This window comes from Devosia riboflavina (assembly GCF_000743575.1).
Classification (GTDB): domain Bacteria; phylum Pseudomonadota; class Alphaproteobacteria; order Rhizobiales; family Devosiaceae; genus Devosia; species Devosia riboflavina.
In genome coordinates this window covers 14,503-29,996 of the sequence record NZ_JQGC01000007.1, presented here as the reverse complement: position 1 = coordinate 29,996, position 15,494 = coordinate 14,503, and the positions used below count along the sequence as shown (strand labels likewise).

Genomic DNA, 15,494 nt, shown 5'->3' with positions numbered 1-15,494 from the left:
ATCTGGACAGGGGGCGTGCTGGTAGTGCTGGCGGCCGCGATCGCCATTGCTTTCGTGGTGAGCCCGTGGCCGTCAGTGCTCATTATCCAAAGGACATTCGCCGGAGGCGATACCGCATCCGAGGCCGCGCTTGAAAAGCACGTACCACCGGGGATCGTCTCAGTAGGCAATGTGGCTTACGGCCTAGGGCCGGACGAGATTTTCGACATCAATTACCCGCCCGGCGCTGCCTCACAACTGCCCGCCATCATATGGGTCCATGGCGGCGGCTGGGTGGCCGGTAGCAAGGAAGGGGTCGCAAACTATCTGAGGATTTTGGCCGGCTATGGCTATGTAACTGTCGGCGTGGAGTATTCCACCGCGCCTGGCGCTACCTACCCAACTCCGGTCCGCCAGGTCAACTACGCCCTCAAATACCTCTTGGCCCACGCGGCCGAACTCGGCATCGATCCGAACGCCATCATTTTGGCAGGAGATTCGGCTGGGGCGCAGATAGCCGCGCAGCTGGCCCTCCTCTCCACGGATGCGGACTATTCCGGCAAGATCGGCATCGCACCGGCGCTGACTCGGGCCCAGCTTCGCGGCATCATTCTGGTGTCGGGTGCCTATGATATCAACGGCCTGAAGCTTGACGGCCCGTTTGGCGGCTTCATAAATACGGTTCTGTGGGCCTATTCGGGTGTCAAGGACTTCCTCAACGACGAGCAGTTCAAGCTCGTCTCGGTCACCCAATACGCGACGGCGGCCTTTCCGCCGGCCTTCATTTCCAGCGGCAATGCCGATCCTCTGGGGCCGCAGGCAGTGGCGCTCGCCACAAAGCTCGAAACTCTCGGCGTGCCGGTCGACGCCTTATTTTTCCCCCCGGATCACGCGCCGTTGGAGCATGAGTATCAGTTCAATCTAGACACGGCTGCAGGTCAGGAAGCGTTGGACCGCATGGTCGACTATCTGAGCGCTACGTTAGCTCGGTAGTTCGATGCAGGAACCACCATGGGGGATGCGAATGCCCCGTGGCACACGTTCGCCGTTCCATCGCGGGTCGCGGATTCCGGGATCGATCTCCAAAATGGGCGAACGAACACTCAAGCGCATCATGATCATCGGGTGTAGTGCAGTCGTCCTGCGGGCGAGTAGACATGGTGCGCCGGCAGGATCGTGGCTTGAGCAGATGATGGCCCGAAAAGCCGCGCATGTTGGTCACCGTGGCCCTGGCCAACAAGACGGCGTGCATCATCTGGGCACTACTCATCAAACAAGAGGAATACAAAGCTCCGGTTGAAGCCGCGGCATAGGCCAAGGCGGACCAGAGGTCGTCAGGGACGGAGTCGGTCGAAGGAAGGTATAGTGCAACAGTCGGCGAGACGGGGTCGGAAAACCAGGGCTTTCCACTGTGCCTTGAGCACGCCGTGGGTGAGTCCGGTCCGCGAACTCCCATGCGGGCCCGCAGCCTCTGGCGCTGCATCAGAGGCCGGACAGATGGCAGCATCCGACTACGAGCTATCCTTCAAAAACCGGGCGTCCACAGATGGAAAGTGGACAGGCAGGTATTGAGCATCGAATTGCAAAAAGCAGTTTCGGTCCCTGATGGGTTGGCCGGCGGGTGTCGCCGGCCAAAGTTCTTCCGCTGTTGCTACTGTACGGCAGCAACAGCTGCCAGGAACATGGTACGAAACCGCTCTTCATCGAAGTCGAGAGCGATGTCGACCGTTCCCGTTCCGATGCCGGGCGATACATCCTCTGGAAACACGATCATTTGCCCATAGTAGCGCCCAAAGGCCAGTTCGATCGCCGCTTTTGCGTTCGAGGATCCTGTAATTAGGGTCGGATCGATAGCCACGGCGGCGATGATCTCGTCCCAGAGCGGCAAATCCATCCAGGCATTTTCTACCAGATATCGGCTGAGTTCGGATTCGTTTTGGCTCATCTCGTCGACCAGAGCCTGGTCTACTGGAACTCGCGTATTGATAAGGCCGGTAACGACAATGGAGTTGAAGCCCGCCGTGAGAACGATCTGTGCCGCCTCGGGATCGAACACGGTGTTGAATGCGTCCGTGGGCATGACCTTCCCGGTGATGGCGTCGAAATCCGCCTGCGGCCCATTGGAGATGACAAGTCTCTTCACCAGGCCAGCAAATTCGGGGTCCTGGCGCACAGCCAGGGCAATGTTGGTCAGCGGGCCGGCAGCGACGATCGTTACCTCGCCAGGAAACATGTGCACCTGCTCGATGAGGAAGGTCACGGCTGACCCCGATTGCAGCGGGATAGTGGGATTGCCCTCCGGCAGGGTCGGAACCGTCATCGGATCGAAGGTTTCGGATTTTCCGTCGGTTTCGGGATCGTTCCAAGCACCCTTCCAACCGATCGGCCCATAGAGGGATTCCCACCCCGCCATGCGCTCGGGGGTATTCGTGATGGGCATGCTGGCCCCCTGGTAGACAGGAATTTCGGAATGGCCGGCGATTTCCAGAAAGCGCAGCGCGTGCGAGACGCCCTTTGCCGCCCAGTCGTCCCCTGTCACTCCGGTGAGGCCCAGAAGTTCGATGTCGGGGTTGTTGAGGAACAGGACAATGGGCTGAACATCGCTGCCACCCGGACCGGTGAAGTCCTGGTCCAGGATGAACTTCGCCGGCGCTGCAAATGCCGATGTGCCTAGCCCTGTGATGATGCCGCAAGCGGCAATGGCCAGAACGGATTTCATGACGACCTCCAAATAACAAGCGTTCATTTTTGCGAACGAACGACTCCGCGATGCAGTCTTCCAAGAGCCTATTTCCGGCAGCCGCTTCTTGTCAGCCTGCTCATTTTATGGAATCTCGTTCATTTATTTGAACGGGACCGCCCATGCAGCTCGACGATATTCGTGCCTTCCTCCACATGGCCAATAGCGGATCACTGTCCCGGACTGCGCGAGACCGCGGTCAGCCCAAAGCCACACTGAGCCAGCGCCTGCGGCGGCTCGAAGACGAGCTTGGCACGCCGCTCGTTTCCCGTTCCGGCACGGGCATCGCACTGACCAAGGCGGGTCGAGCGTTTGTCCCGCATGCGGAGGAAGTGGAGCGCGCCTGCGCCAGGGCGCACGACGCTGTTGCTGGCTTGCGTCCATCGGACAAGGCGGAACTGCGGATCGGGGTCACCGAGCAATTGGCGACAAACCTCGTGACACCGCTTGCCCTGCAGTTCGTGAGAGACCATCCTGGCATGTTGCTGGACGTGCAGGTTATGCCAGCGTCCCGCCTGTTCTTGAAGGAGGTGAATCTCGACTGCATGGTCTGCGGCGGACTGCCGGGCATAGAAGACGGTGCCGATCTCGTGGCGCGGGGGATATCCCAATATCGGCGACGCCTCTACGCTGCACAGGACTATCTCTCTCGGAAGCGCATGCCGACCGGCCCCGACGATCTCAAAGACCATGAACTCGTCTGCAACGCGTCCGGCATCGATAAGGCGCGCTGGGAGCTGTGTTTCGAAGACAAAGTATTCACGCTCGAACCCAGCGGACCGATCCGTACGAACGACGATTGGGTGGCGAAGGTCTGCGTCATGCAAGGCCAGGGTATCAGTCTGTTTCCAGATTTCTTTGCCCAAGAGCACGTGAAATCCGGCGACCTAGTTGAAGTTCTACCGGGTTGGGCCACCGCGCCGACTTCGATTACTGTCGTCCATCACGCCCATCGCTTTGCCAACCCTTATATTCGCACATTCATCGATTTCTTTGCCGATCGATTCGACGGTTTCTTCTGCTTCCCCTATCGCTCCGGCGACGTAATGAATAAACAGGCCTGTCGCTGAGCCGTCCTACATGCGTCCTTGCATCGGAACATATTCCTTGGCGATTGGTGGCCGAAGGTGAACGAAATGGGAATTCGTGGATATCGAGAACGCGCCGAACTCACGACGTGGCAAATCGAGTGAAAAACACATGCGAAGTATCTTGGTCGCCGCACGCTGGGTGCCTTTCGTTGTCATAGCATCGCGCGCTGTTCGGCTTCGGCGCGAACCACCGGGGTTATCGTGAACTGATCTTCGACTGGGACATCAGTTGGCTCGCTATTGCCAATGCGCCCACCAAGATGCCGCACATCAGCTCGATGCTCATGATCTTCCTGCTCGGTGTGCTAGCGGTCGGGGCCGGCCGCCTCCGGCTGGCAGCGCTGTTGAGGTTCGTGGTGGGTGTCGGATGGGAGGTGGTGCAGATGCCCACGATTGGCAACAATCCGCGGCTCGCCGATCTCGCTCCCGACCTGGTTGGCATCGGTATTGGCTGGGTGATCGTGGCGCTGGGCGCAATGCTCTGCCGGTGCTTCCGACCGGTCGACTACGGGCAAAATGCTGGTAGGGGGTGATCGTCGGGTGGGGCACCTCGCCGACGTCCGCTTGTTATGTTGCATATCCTAGTCTCGCAGCTGACGGTCGGCATTCAGCCCCAATCCAGCCGTCTAGGCCAGGATTCCGATTTCCTGAAAGCTGGTGTATCGCGGCGGCTGCGGCGAGATCTGAGATCGGAAGGCTGCAGCCCTTCATGTACATGCTGGCGAGGTCGCATTTGGCCTCGACATCGAGGGAAGGAGCAACGGCGATGGCCTGTTTTGTTGGACTGGACGTGTCGGTTGTGGAGACGGCGGTGTGCGTCGTCGATGAGGCCGGCAAGGTAATATGCGAGCAGAAGGTTCCGTCCGAGCCGGACGACATCGTCACGCTGCTAACGTCAATTGGCGTGAACTGGCCGCGTCGGGATCGAGGCCGGGCCGCTGTCGCAGTGGCTGGTCAACGGTATGGCGGAAGCCGGTCTGCCCGTGATCTGCGTCGAGACACGCCATATGAAGTCGCTGCTGAAAGCGCAGCAGATCAACAAGTCTGGCCGACACGACGCGCGCGGCATTGCTCAGATGATGCGGGTGGGCCTGTTCAACCAGTGCATGTGAAGACGCAGTTCAGCCAGGAGAAGCGCATGCTGCTGACGGCGCGCAAACTGGTGCAGCGCAAGATGCTCGATGGCGATGCCGATCTGCGCGGCACCTTGCGCAGCTTTCGCTGGGGTAGTGAACCCGCCGCCGCGGCCGCCTGATTGCCGATCTACAGGAGCATTAGCGGTTCTGCCTCGGCAGGAAAGAGGTCCTCACGGGGACGAAGGTGGCGTGAGATCGTACTGGCAGCAGCCCTGCCCACTCGGTAAGGGCGCCCAAAAGATTGGTCCACTCCGCCTTTCTTACCCCATCATGGGGCGGCCAAAGCGCCGACCCCGAAGAGAAGCGCGAGCCCCGTGCGGCACGACCTCACGCCGAGCAGCAACGGCTGATTTCTAACGCGTGCCGTTCGTCGGCGTTCTTCCAGGTCTGGCATGCCACCTCTAGGCGGCAGACGACGCCGTACGACCCTTGACATAAACCGCGATAAAGAAGCTGCCGTTATTGGTGCGCGAACGTCGATGGCAGGTGAAGACAGACCGGCAACTTTCGAGGCTTTACTGGCCGCTTCGCGCAGGAGCCGGACATTCTTGAACTTCTCTTGTGCCGACAAAGGCCCCTATCTGCCCCCTGAACGGATTTCATCGATTTCTTCCCACAATAGGCCGTACATCTCCGCGTTGAACTTACGGAGGTCTCCCGCCACCGCGAGACGGCGGGCGTGCCACTCCTCAACGCCGAGCCGGAGCATGCCAACGGCCACCATGCCAAACGCCTTGATCTTGAGTGCCGATTTACCGGGGAAGCGCTCCGCCAGGGCAGCGACCAGGGCCCATTCCAGCTCAACGTACTTGTACTGATTCTTAACTCTGAGGCTCGGGGTGCTCTCGATGAGTTCGTTGATGAATTCCGCATCTGGCGGGATCGACGCCATAAGCGCATCGATCATGGCCTCTTCTACAACTCTGCCGATGGGCTCGCCATCCGGCCTGGCAGCCACCGCGTCGGCAAGCGCTGTGACGAAACTGTCCTGCCACGTACCAACCACATCATCCTTGCTGGGGAAATAGTCGAAGAAGGTGCGCTTGGACACATCTGCGGCCTCGGCGATCTGGTCCACCGTGACGGCATTGTAGCCGCGCTCCCTGAATAACTTGAACGCCTCTACGGCAATCCGCTTGCGAGTCTCACGTCGCTTGCGCTCACGGAGCCCTTCCTTGGGCGGTTCTCGTCCTTCTGTATCCGTCATAACTTTACCTATTGCAAAACTGCACTCAGTGTGTTTTCTTACTTCATGCAATATCGTATTGAGTGCGGTTTTATCCACCTTAGGCGATTGCAACAACCAGTGTCCAGAGGGAGACCGAGTTGACAGACATGACCTTATAGCGGCGGCAACACCGCCAGACTGAATTCCACGTCATTCGCAGGCCTGAAGGCATCCCGCTCTTTCGAGCGCGATCCTGCTCGCCCTGTTCCATCAACGCAGCGTTTCGCAGCGCGATGCCGCTCGCCTGAAAAACGGAGACCAATCATGACCATTGCCCGTAACCTCATCCCTACAATGCTCGCCGCCGCACTGTTCGGCACCCTTCCTGTTGCCGCCGCTGATACACCACGGATCGGCATCATCCTTGGCGGTGGCGGCGAGACTGGCATCGCCTGGGAGACCGGCGTTCTCGCCGCGCTCGCCGACCAGGCCGGCCTCACCTTCGACAAGGTCGATATCGTCGTCGGCACCTCCGCTGGCGCGTTCGCCGGCGAATACTACGCCTCGGGGATCGACCTCGATGCCCAGGTCGAGAAGGAGCGGACCCGCCAGGTCGTCACCGCACCAGTGCCGGCCGGTGAAGGCATGTCCGCCATTCCTCCCGAGTTGATGGCGGCCCTTCTTTCCACTGACGGCACGATCGAGGAGCGCGGCCAGCATATCGGCAAGCTCGCGGTCGAGGTGAAGACGGCGATCTCGAGCGCTGACCTTGTTGGCTATGTGGGTACCATGTTGTCCGGTTCTGACTGGCCGCAGCAGGTTGACCTGCGCGTCACGACGGTCGATGCCGAAACCGGCAAGACCGTGCTCTGGGACCGCGACGACAACGTGTCTCTCGCCGCTGCCGTCGCCTCCTCTGCCGCCGTGCCCGGCTTTATGCCGGCCGTCGAGATCAATGGTCGCCACTATACGGACGCGCCCCGCACGCCCTTCTCGCCGGAAATCGTCGCCGAAAAGGGGCTCAACGCCATCATCTATATCGGCCTGCCGACCCCGACCCTCTCCAACACCGTTGAGGAAACTGCGCTGACCGAACTCGAAGCCAAGGGCCTCAAGGTCGTCCGCATCACGGGCGGTGAAAACGCTGCACCGCTGATCGCCGGCGCTCTCGATCCGAGCCTACGTCCGCAGGCCGTCGAACTCGGCCTCGCTGATGGTGCGGCTGCGGCTGAGGCCGTTGCGGCGCTGCTGAAATGAACATTCGGGCGGCCGGTGACGGCCGCCCCCAAACTGAAAGGAAACCACCAAAATGACCAACCTCATGAAACCAGGGGACTTGTGCCTCGTGACCGGCGTCTCCGGCTATGTTGCGTCCTGGCTCGCCAAGGACCTGCTCGACCAAGGCTTTCGCGTTCGCGGCACCGTACGCAATATCGGCTACGACGAGCGCAACCGACAGTTGCTGGACATCCTGCCCGGCGTGGAGTTGGCCGCAGCCGACCTACGCAACCGTTCCGGATGGGCCGAAGCAATGCAGGGCGTCGACTGGGTCTTTCACGTCGCGAGCCCCCAGGCGGTTCCCACCGAGACCGACCGCACGGGTGGCGCCGTATCCGGAACCGAGTTTGTGCTCGCGGCGGCCTTTGCCACGCCCAGTGTCCGCAAGGTGGTGGTCACCAGCTCCGAAGCCGCCATCGCCTATGGCTATCCGCGATCCAAAACGCTCTACACCGAGGACGATTGGACTGATCTGTCGGGTGGGGCCGGCCGCATCGACTATTTTCGGTCGAAAACGCTGGCAGAGAGGCTTGCTTGGGAAATGGCCCGCGATTCCCGCCGCAACCCGCGCCACGTACCCCTCACCACCGTTTGTCCCGGCTTCATTCTAGGGCCATCGCTTGTGCCCTGGGCCCGCTATAGCCTCCAGACAATCAAGGGAATGATCGATCGTAACCCGCCGTTCTCGCTCGACATGATGGGTCACTCGGTCGACGTGCGCGACGTTGCTCTCATGCATATCGCGGTGATGAACAATCCTTCAACCGATGGCCATCGCCATTTTTGCTTCGGCGTTACCGGCAAGATGGTGGAGCTGCCCCGCATCATTCGCGAGCTCTATGGCGAGCGTGGCCTGAAACCCTCGACCTTTGTTATGCCCACCTGGATTCTTGGGCTACTGCGCTTTGTCGTCACCGACATAAGCGGTATCTACGGCAAGCTCGGCCACAAAAACGAGTATCGGACCAAATATCCCGGCGTCTATCGATATGCGTACACCGACCAACGCCGGAGTGTCCGCGACACAATCGACAGCATGGAGAAACATGGCTGGCTCAGCCTAAAACGCTAGCGCGCCGAGGAGTGGACGTCTACTTCGGGCCAGAAGCTGTGATTGCGGAAGCGAAGCGCTGACGGAAACGATGGGGTCGAGAACGGTCCTACTCCGTTCGGCTCTTTCGCACCCCTGGCGGCAGCCGAAACTCTTCAGGAAATTCAGACAGTCTGCAAATGGACACAATCAAGCCAAAGCGGCCCCACTTCACGCCCTATATGGAGGTGACCACAAGATCGGCGAAATATCCCACTGTCCCGGCCTCGATCCAAAGCCCGATACCACCACGCTGCGCAGCCCCAAGTTTCAAATCGGTAACGACAAGGACGGGGTGAATCGAACTGTTGACGAAGAGGCGAGCGGCCGAGCCTGCCACTTCCAGTCGCAGGTCAATCCACTCCTCCATTGGAATATCGACGTAGGTTTCGTATCGGCCAGGCTCTTCCGCCCTGAGCCGGGGGAAGGTGTAGTCGGGGTAGGAAACGTACTGCACCGATCGATTTCGACGCACTTGATCGTCCACGCGGCTATTGGCGGGTCGGAGATAGATACTCTCGAATCGTTGTTGCTCGTCGATCCGGAAGGCCACTCCGATGAAGCCACGCGCATAAGCTGGGGCGTGGTTGGCCAAAACACTGGCCACCGAAAGCTCGATAGTGCCATCCGTAAAGTCGAAATCTCGAGACCAAGCCATAAAGTCTCGGTCGACTAGTGTCTCTGTTGCCGGGTCTTGGTTGACGGAGCTCGGCAGGGTCAACTCGATAGCATCTCGATCTCTGTAAGCGGTTCGACGAAACGATACCGTGTTGAGAATAGGGGTTTCCAGCATTGCTAGCATCTCCATAGACCGGCATTTGCCTCGGACTCTGCCCCATCCCGCCATCGTCTACAATGTCAGCTATTTCATATCCAGCCGACGGGCGCTAGCGGCCGAAATGGGGTCGAACGCATCGATGGCAACGCCTGCCATTTGGCGCCACCCTAGACGACGAGCGTCCTGTCCAACCACAGGGCGAAGCCGCCCCTTTAAAGCGTTGGTATTGTCGCCGCGCCGGGCTTTTGGCGGCAGTTTGTCGAGCCTGGCGACATTGGCGCCGCCGATGACCACATAGCCCGGCTCCAAGGCCCGCCGTGAGCTGTTCCCCGGCGTCGAAGACGTGCTTTTGCCATTTGTCATGGTGCTCCCCTTGCGATAGGGCAGATGCGCAAGTTCCATGGTCTGGGCGACGTTTTCGACGATCATGGCAGCGCCAAGCCGTGTGCCGAGACCGAGGAAAAGCACTCGACCACCTTCATGACTGCCGATCGCCTGCATCAGCCGTTGTGCGGTCGATAGGGTGCGTTATCGATCATTCCCCCTGCCCCGCGTCGGGCGAGCAGCAATATCGGCGTCACTCCTGTCTTTGAGGGCGCTCAGATGCCATTGCACGGGTCACCCCGGCCATTGCCGAAGACCAGCACTGACAAGCCATAAAACTAGTCCATATCTGAGGCGCTTTCAAAATGAGGCTTGCCCGGGATCACCGCCTCCCGCCCGCTAGCCCGAGATCAGCGCCGAATAGAAAGAGCGTTCACCCATTCCCGCCAAGACGAGCCTTACGATCGAGATCGGCTTTATCGATCATCCCCAAGGGGCGAGCCGGCCCCGCACGAGGAAATAGACTGCTTGGTCTTTCCGCTATCGCTGTGCCTCAACCAACCGCGTCAGGAGCGTCGTTGGTCGGCCTTGGGCCCCAACACAGCCGTTCAGTCGCGGGGCGGAGGTAGCTTTTCCTGGCTGGCGACCATAAGCGCCGTGAGCAAGGCTTCAAGCCGTTTCTCGCCTCGCCTTTCCGCCAGAACATAAATCCCCATCGGGATCATGGACAGGGGTTCGGACTGCGAGACCTCAGCTATGCCGCGCTCCGCAAAGTATGGCGCGATGACGTTCGATATGCGCAGGAAGGAATCGGTATGGGTGAGGTAGTCGATGCAGGCCGAAATTGAGTTGGAGCCAAAGACATGGTTCTCCTGGCCAAACGAGGTTTCGCCCCTCGCCCGTCGCCAATGCTCGTCAAAGAACCGCTGCTGGCGGCTTTCAGTCAATGAACTGGTGACCATCGGATAGTATTCAATTTCCGTGCGGGTGCGGGGCTTGCCCAGCAAAGGGTGCTCCTTGCGTACGAAAACACCATTGTAGACTTGGCTCAGCCGGATGAATTGGGCCCCCAGACTAGCGCTAAGTCCCCGGATTTCGTGTGAGACGAAAAGCGAAATATCGCCTGACAGGAGTTGGTCCAGACAGCGCATCTGGTCGCCTAGACTGACTTCTACCGGTGCACCGGGATTGAGCCGCTGGTAATCGAGCACCGTGTCGCGGACGAACACGGTCCACCACGAGTAGCCGCTACCCACGCTGATCCCGCGTTCTGATCGCGCCCGCATGTCGTTGACGGATTTGCGCATATTGTCGTCGAGCCGCTGCATCAGACGGGCGTTCTCATAGACGACCTCTCCATATGGCGTCAGCCGCACCCCCCGCGAAGACCTGGAGAAAAGTCGGGCGTCCATATCCTCTTCAAGCTTGCGCATATTCACCGTCAATGTGGGCTGCGTCACATTGAGAACGGCCGCCGCCGCCCTGATACTGCCGGTCTCGGCTATGGCGATGAACTGATGCAGCAGTCGATCCATCCTCGTCCCCGCTGATAGGTTTTATCTATCTTAAACGCTCTTTTTCGTATTTTTCTAGAGCGCAACTCCGTGCTAAGCTTGTTGATACGGGATGTTGCCGGAGAGCAGCTCCCAAGCAATTTGGGAGGTCTCCATGTCTGTTCGCATTCCCCGTCGCAAGTTTCTCCTCGGGAGCACCATGCTCGCCGCTTCGGGCGCTCTTGGCCTCCAGCCGGCATTCGCGCAGCAGGCTCCGCTGCGCCTGACATTCTGGGGCGGCCAGGACCGCGCCACCCGCACCTATGCTGTCGCCGATATGTTCAGTGCTGAAGCTGGCACCGATATCGAAGGGGAATTCATCGGCTGGGACGACTATTGGACACGATTGGCAACGCAGGTCTCCGGTGGCAATGCCCCTGATATCCTGCAAATGGACTATCGCTACATCGTCGAATACGCCTCGCGCAATGCGATCGCCCCGCTTGACGATTATCTTGGCGGCACGCTCAATCTCTCCGATTTCGACGAGGACCAGATCGCGGGCGGCCGGGTCGGCGGCAAGCTTTACGGCGTCTCGCTTGGCGCCAATTCCGCATCCATGATCTACAACGCCACGGTATTCGAGGAAGTCGGCATCGCGCCGCCGAACCTGACAACCACCTATGATGACTATCGCGACATGGGCGAGGCGTTCGCCAGCGCCAATGTCCGAAACGGCATCAAGGTCCTTTCCGACTCCTCGGGCAGCGACATCGTGTTCGAGAACTGGCTGCGCCAGCGCGGCGCCGCCTTGTTCACGGCGGAAGGCGGGCTTGGCTTCGACGAAGCGTCTCTCCTCGAATGGTTCAGGCTATGGTCCGACCTGCGCGAGGCTGGCATTATCGTCTCGGCCGAAGACCAGGCATTGAGCTCGGCATCGGCAGAGGCCAGCATGATCATCATGAACAAGGCGGCGACGACACCCATCAATTCCAATGAGCTGGTCGTCTATCAAGGTATCAGCCCAGACACTCTGGCTTTGACCAGCTACCCCCTTATCGGCGAGGGGACCGGCGGTCACTATCGCAAGCCGTCGCAATTCTTCTCCGTGAGCGGCACGTCGCAAAATGCGGAACAGGCGGTCGCCTTTATTTCGTACTTCGTCACCAATCTGGAAGCTGCCAAGGTCCTCGGCGTGGAGCGTGGCATTCCCTGCAGCGCTGCTGTGCGTGACGCCATCTCGAACGACCTGACGCCGGCAAGCCGCCTTGCACTGGACTATGTCGCCTCGCTCGGTGATCTGGTTGGTTCCCTGCCGCCGTCTCCGCCTCCAGCGGCGGGCGAGTTCAGCAAGGCTCTCGGCACTATCTCTCAGGAAATCGCTTTCGGCGTTCGGTCTCCCGAAGATGCCGCACAGGCATTTGTCGCTGACGCCACCTCGATCCTTGAACGAAGTGGCGGTTAGAGCACCCGAGGATGGCGCTCCAGTCCTGCCAGTCAACCGCCCCAGGACGCCGCTGCTAGAGCAATCGCCTATCGGTTTCAGACCGGTACGGTGGGGCACGCTCGACCGCAGCCTCCGATAGATGCTCTGGGTAGGAGCCGCAACGCCAGACCGGTCAACGTCAAACAAGGATGAAGGTGGAAGTAATCTTTCCGGGTAGGTGGCGGGCTGACGGCTTTTGAACCGCCAACGGTGGATGGGCCCCCTATTCCAGTCGTCTGGAGACCATTACCGATTTGCTATAACCGGCCATGGCGCCAGAGACTGACCATTAGCACTTGAAGCGCTCAGGCATCCCCGGTGCGACGGTGGATGCGGTTCCCAACCGATGAAAAGCAATACGATTATGGCAATGTCCCGCCCGATATTTACGCGGCTTTCGATCGAGCGGATTATGTCTAACGGGTGGTCGCTGATGATGAGGATGAGGAGCCGATCCTTAGTGTCGGAAGAAATGCCCGCTGGCTGCTCGCTACGGGCATCCACATGGCCCGTAGGTGTCAGTCACAATGGCATGGTGAACGTGAAGCGGGTTTCCCGAGCATCGGATGACACCTCAATCGCGCCACCATGAGCCGCGGCAATTTGGGAAGCGATATAAAGGCCAAGGCCCAGACCATGGAAGCGCTTCTCGCCTTCGCCGCGTTGGAAGGGTTGAAACAGTCTATCGAGGGCCTCCGCAGGAATGGGCCGGCCACCGTTGGCCACCGACAGAAGGAGGCGACCGTCGGTTATCGCTGCCTCTACGACAATTGGCTGGTCTTGGGCACCATGGGTGATCGCATTGCCGAGCAAGTTTGAGAACATTTGTCCAATGCGTGCCCGATCTACATCGACCCCACGCGAGAGGTCGAAATGCATTTCGATTTCTCTCTCAGGATGGCCAGCTTTGATTTCATTGACAATCTGGGCGAGTAGAGGTTCCAGCCGCTGATCGGCCACGCGTTGCAAGCCAATACCACCGCCCAAGCGACCTCGGGCAAAATCCATCAGATTGTCGATGAGGCCACTCATGCGCGACACGCTCTCGCCCATCAGGCGAAGGATGCGAACCGACTTGGGGTCGTCATGCATCGTAGCCAACACTCTTCGCCCACCCTCCAAGCCCGCGAGGGGGTTGCGCAGATCGTGACCCAATACCGCAATGAACTGCTCGCGGAGGTCGGAGAACGCCTCGCCATCAATGACTTTCGTCTCCGCTATGTTGATCCGATCTTCTGCGTCGAGATGGTAGGCAATGAGCTCGGCGAAAAGCGTGAAAGTGCCAATGATCTGCGGGTTGTTGACATTGTGTGGATTGGGGTCGATGGCACAGAGGGTTCCGAAGAACCGTCCATCGGGCAGCATGATCGGCACCGAAATATAGCTTTGCAGACCATAGATTTGCGGGGTGAGGTGGCTCTTGTAGGTCGCATCTTCGGCGACATTGTCGATTGCGATGACCCGACGGTGCTGCCTGACTTCGTGGCAGAGGGTCGTTTCGACCTTGAGTTCGCCGCCGGGTGGCAAGCCGAAATGAATGTCGTCAAGGACCTGGCAGGCCACCCAGCGCTCTTCGGTCACGCGCGCGACTGCGGCAAAACCCATGCCGGTGGCTCGGCAGACGACATCGAGAATGGTTGGCACGGCAGCAATTTTCTGTATGGCGTCGATGTCATTCTGGAAGTCGTGTGGCATGGTCAAACTTCAAGGTTGTCCGAGTTCATCGTATGCAGTCCCCTCAGAAGGGTCGTGAATTTCATCGTGATCGTCACGCGATGGATCGTAAGCTAGCCAGGCCCGTTGACGAGGATGTCAGTTTTGCAACTGCCGGCCCCCCTCACACCCCTGGAAGGTCCATGACATCCCCCAGTACCATCCTCGTGGTCGAGGACGAACCGCTTGTCAGCATGGCGCTGGTCGACGATCTCGAGACCGAGGGCTTTGTTGTGATCGAGACGGCCAATGCGGCGCAAGCAGTCAAGATTCTGGAAACCCGAAGCGATATTCGTATCATCATTACCGATGTAGATATGCCGGGCACCATGGATGGGCTCATGCTTGCCGCGGCGGTAGCAGATCGGTGGCCACCGATCCGTATTATCGTCGTCTCTGGACATCGTAGCGTCGATATCACCGATATCCCCGATGGGTCGGTATTCTATTCCAAACCTTACCGGAGCGCCGAGATCATCGAAACGATGAATGAGATGCTGGCCTAACGCCAGCATCCCGCTCCGACCGGAGACTTTTCACACTGGTATGCGGCCTCTCTTGAGATGCGACTGCCACTTCCTCTGCGATGACGGTCATCTCACCTCAACAGCAATGCAGGCCCGTATGCTCTCTGGCGGTCAGCGCGCCGGTGGGGCGAGGGTCGAGCCGAAAGCGCTGATGCAATAATTGCCGTCGCCGGCTTCCTCCGCTATTCCCAGATTGAGCAGCTGTTCCGCGAGTTCCCGCGACAGAGAACAGACCGGGTGCCGACAGAGCAATGACACGGCAGTCCGTTGAGCCGGGGATAGCGTCGTCCAGTTCAGATTCATGGTCATCTCCATTTACCGACCATAAAGATCGCGGAACGCCGCCCGGTTCCCCGGTCACGATCAAAACAGTTTATCCCGGATCTGCTCACGCCTTCGAAATGCTATTTGGCGCGGTCTGCCTATAGCGGGAAGCTCTCCGTGAAACGCGATTTCGACATGAAAACCCTGGGACTATTGTTCCGTCGCTCCCCCCCATTTCAGGACTAAGCCTAGATAATGGGAAGATGCGCCGTACCTATATCGGTTAATATCAAGGTGAGCATCCAACCCTTCGCAGATCAATATTTGGAATGTGGTATCCGCTCTAAGCTTCGCAACAATGTCATGAACAGGCGGCCCGTCCTATTCGGGCGCCGCCGCTTGAAGGCAGCCCACCTAGTTCAGTTTG

13 protein-coding genes and 2 pseudogenes are annotated in these 15,494 nt (G+C 59.4%); 8 read left to right on the top strand and 7 right to left on the bottom strand.

Annotation, left to right across the window (positions count from 1 at the left end; translation table 11 throughout):
* Window positions 1-15: 15 nt before the first annotated feature.
* Complete coding sequence (locus tag JP75_RS09305) at window positions 16-972, top strand: alpha/beta hydrolase (protein WP_244446286.1); 957 nt, start codon at window positions 16-18, stop codon at window positions 970-972.
* A gap of 658 nt (window positions 973-1,630) precedes the next feature.
* Here the strand turns inward: JP75_RS09305 and JP75_RS09300 are convergent.
* Window positions 1,631-2,698, bottom strand: coding sequence for a nucleoside hydrolase (locus JP75_RS09300; RefSeq protein WP_035082185.1), 1,068 nt, complete (start codon window positions 2,696-2,698; stop codon window positions 1,631-1,633).
* A gap of 143 nt (window positions 2,699-2,841) precedes the next feature.
* Here JP75_RS09300 and JP75_RS09295 point away from each other — a divergent pair, with 143 nt between their 5' ends.
* The 3 genes and pseudogenes from JP75_RS09295 to JP75_RS09285 form a co-directional block, all read left to right on the top strand.
* Entirely contained in the window at window positions 2,842-3,789 is a 948-nt protein-coding gene (locus JP75_RS09295) for a LysR family transcriptional regulator (protein WP_035082182.1), read from the top strand.
* 299 nt (window positions 3,790-4,088) lie between these two features.
* A complete protein-coding gene (locus tag JP75_RS09290) occupies window positions 4,089-4,343 on the top strand; it encodes a hypothetical protein (RefSeq protein ID WP_152565786.1) in 255 nt (84 codons plus the stop codon).
* A gap of 233 nt (window positions 4,344-4,576) precedes the next feature.
* Window positions 4,577-5,029, top strand: a pseudogene (locus JP75_RS09285) (IS110 family transposase); the annotation flags it as partial.
* Window positions 5,030-5,523: 494 nt separating this feature from the next.
* Here JP75_RS09285 and JP75_RS09280 read toward each other — a convergent pair.
* Complete coding sequence (locus tag JP75_RS09280) at window positions 5,524-6,153, bottom strand: TetR family transcriptional regulator (RefSeq protein ID WP_035082180.1); 630 nt, start codon at window positions 6,151-6,153, stop codon at window positions 5,524-5,526.
* Between the two features lie 285 nt (window positions 6,154-6,438).
* On the opposite strand from JP75_RS09280, the gene JP75_RS09275 reads away from it, so the two are divergent.
* Window positions 6,439-7,371 carry a patatin-like phospholipase family protein gene (locus JP75_RS09275; protein WP_035082177.1) on the top strand — a complete coding sequence of 311 codons (933 nt, stop codon included), beginning with the start codon at window positions 6,439-6,441 and terminating at the stop codon, window positions 7,369-7,371.
* 52 nt (window positions 7,372-7,423) lie between these two features.
* Complete coding sequence (locus JP75_RS09270) at window positions 7,424-8,464, top strand: NAD-dependent epimerase/dehydratase family protein (RefSeq protein ID WP_051960540.1); 1,041 nt, start codon at window positions 7,424-7,426, stop codon at window positions 8,462-8,464.
* A 196-nt stretch (window positions 8,465-8,660) separates the two neighbouring features.
* On the opposite strand, the gene JP75_RS09265 is transcribed toward JP75_RS09270, so the two are convergent.
* From JP75_RS09265 to JP75_RS09255, 3 genes and pseudogenes are all read right to left on the bottom strand, one after another.
* Entirely contained in the window at window positions 8,661-9,275 is a 615-nt protein-coding gene (locus JP75_RS09265) for a hypothetical protein (RefSeq protein ID WP_035082174.1), read from the bottom strand.
* Between the two features lie 152 nt (window positions 9,276-9,427).
* Window positions 9,428-9,764 (bottom strand): annotated as a pseudogene (locus JP75_RS09260) (ROK family protein); the annotation flags it as partial.
* Window positions 9,765-10,192: 428 nt separating this feature from the next.
* Entirely contained in the window at window positions 10,193-11,119 is a 927-nt protein-coding gene (locus JP75_RS09255) for a LysR family transcriptional regulator (protein WP_035082171.1), read from the bottom strand.
* Between the two features lie 133 nt (window positions 11,120-11,252).
* Between JP75_RS09255 and JP75_RS09250 the strand changes: the two genes are divergently transcribed.
* Window positions 11,253-12,542 carry an ABC transporter substrate-binding protein gene (locus tag JP75_RS09250; RefSeq protein ID WP_035082168.1) on the top strand — a complete coding sequence of 430 codons (1,290 nt, stop codon included), beginning with the start codon at window positions 11,253-11,255 and terminating at the stop codon, window positions 12,540-12,542.
* Between the two features lie 543 nt (window positions 12,543-13,085).
* Here JP75_RS09250 and JP75_RS09245 read toward each other — a convergent pair.
* Window positions 13,086-14,258, bottom strand: a complete 1,173-nt coding sequence (locus tag JP75_RS09245; RefSeq protein WP_035082165.1) for a GAF domain-containing sensor histidine kinase — start codon at window positions 14,256-14,258, stop codon at window positions 13,086-13,088.
* Window positions 14,259-14,419: 161 nt separating this feature from the next.
* On the opposite strand from JP75_RS09245, the gene JP75_RS09240 reads away from it, so the two are divergent.
* Window positions 14,420-14,782, top strand: coding sequence for a response regulator (locus JP75_RS09240; RefSeq protein WP_035082161.1), 363 nt, complete (start codon window positions 14,420-14,422; stop codon window positions 14,780-14,782).
* Between the two features lie 132 nt (window positions 14,783-14,914).
* On the opposite strand, the gene JP75_RS26205 is transcribed toward JP75_RS09240, so the two are convergent.
* Window positions 14,915-15,106, bottom strand: coding sequence for a hypothetical protein (locus tag JP75_RS26205; protein WP_152565784.1), 192 nt, complete (start codon window positions 15,104-15,106; stop codon window positions 14,915-14,917).
* Window positions 15,107-15,494: the final 388 nt, after the last annotated feature.

What these genes read in the sequence shown, in the direction of transcription:
- JP75_RS26205 (WP_152565784.1), bottom strand. Translation starts at nt 15,106, where the DNA reads ATGAATCTGAACTGGACGACGCTATCCCCGGCTCAACGGACTGCCGTG.
- JP75_RS09245 (WP_035082165.1), bottom strand. Translation starts at nt 14,258, where the DNA reads ATGCCACACGACTTCCAGAATGACATCGACGCCATACAGAAAATTGCT.
- JP75_RS09275 (WP_035082177.1), top strand. Translation starts at nt 6,439, where the DNA reads ATGACCATTGCCCGTAACCTCATCCCTACAATGCTCGCCGCCGCACTG.
- JP75_RS09270 (WP_051960540.1), top strand. Translation starts at nt 7,424, where the DNA reads ATGACCAACCTCATGAAACCAGGGGACTTGTGCCTCGTGACCGGCGTC.
- JP75_RS09295 (WP_035082182.1), top strand. Translation starts at nt 2,842, where the DNA reads ATGCAGCTCGACGATATTCGTGCCTTCCTCCACATGGCCAATAGCGGA.
- JP75_RS09290 (WP_152565786.1), top strand. Translation starts at nt 4,089, where the DNA reads ATGCTCATGATCTTCCTGCTCGGTGTGCTAGCGGTCGGGGCCGGCCGC.
- JP75_RS09280 (WP_035082180.1), bottom strand. Translation starts at nt 6,153, where the DNA reads ATGACGGATACAGAAGGACGAGAACCGCCCAAGGAAGGGCTCCGTGAG.
- JP75_RS09265 (WP_035082174.1), bottom strand. Translation starts at nt 9,275, where the DNA reads ATGCTGGAAACCCCTATTCTCAACACGGTATCGTTTCGTCGAACCGCT.
- JP75_RS09240 (WP_035082161.1), top strand. Translation starts at nt 14,420, where the DNA reads ATGACATCCCCCAGTACCATCCTCGTGGTCGAGGACGAACCGCTTGTC.
- JP75_RS09300 (WP_035082185.1), bottom strand. Translation starts at nt 2,698, where the DNA reads ATGAAATCCGTTCTGGCCATTGCCGCTTGCGGCATCATCACAGGGCTA.
- JP75_RS09255 (WP_035082171.1), bottom strand. Translation starts at nt 11,119, where the DNA reads ATGGATCGACTGCTGCATCAGTTCATCGCCATAGCCGAGACCGGCAGT.
- JP75_RS09250 (WP_035082168.1), top strand. Translation starts at nt 11,253, where the DNA reads ATGTCTGTTCGCATTCCCCGTCGCAAGTTTCTCCTCGGGAGCACCATG.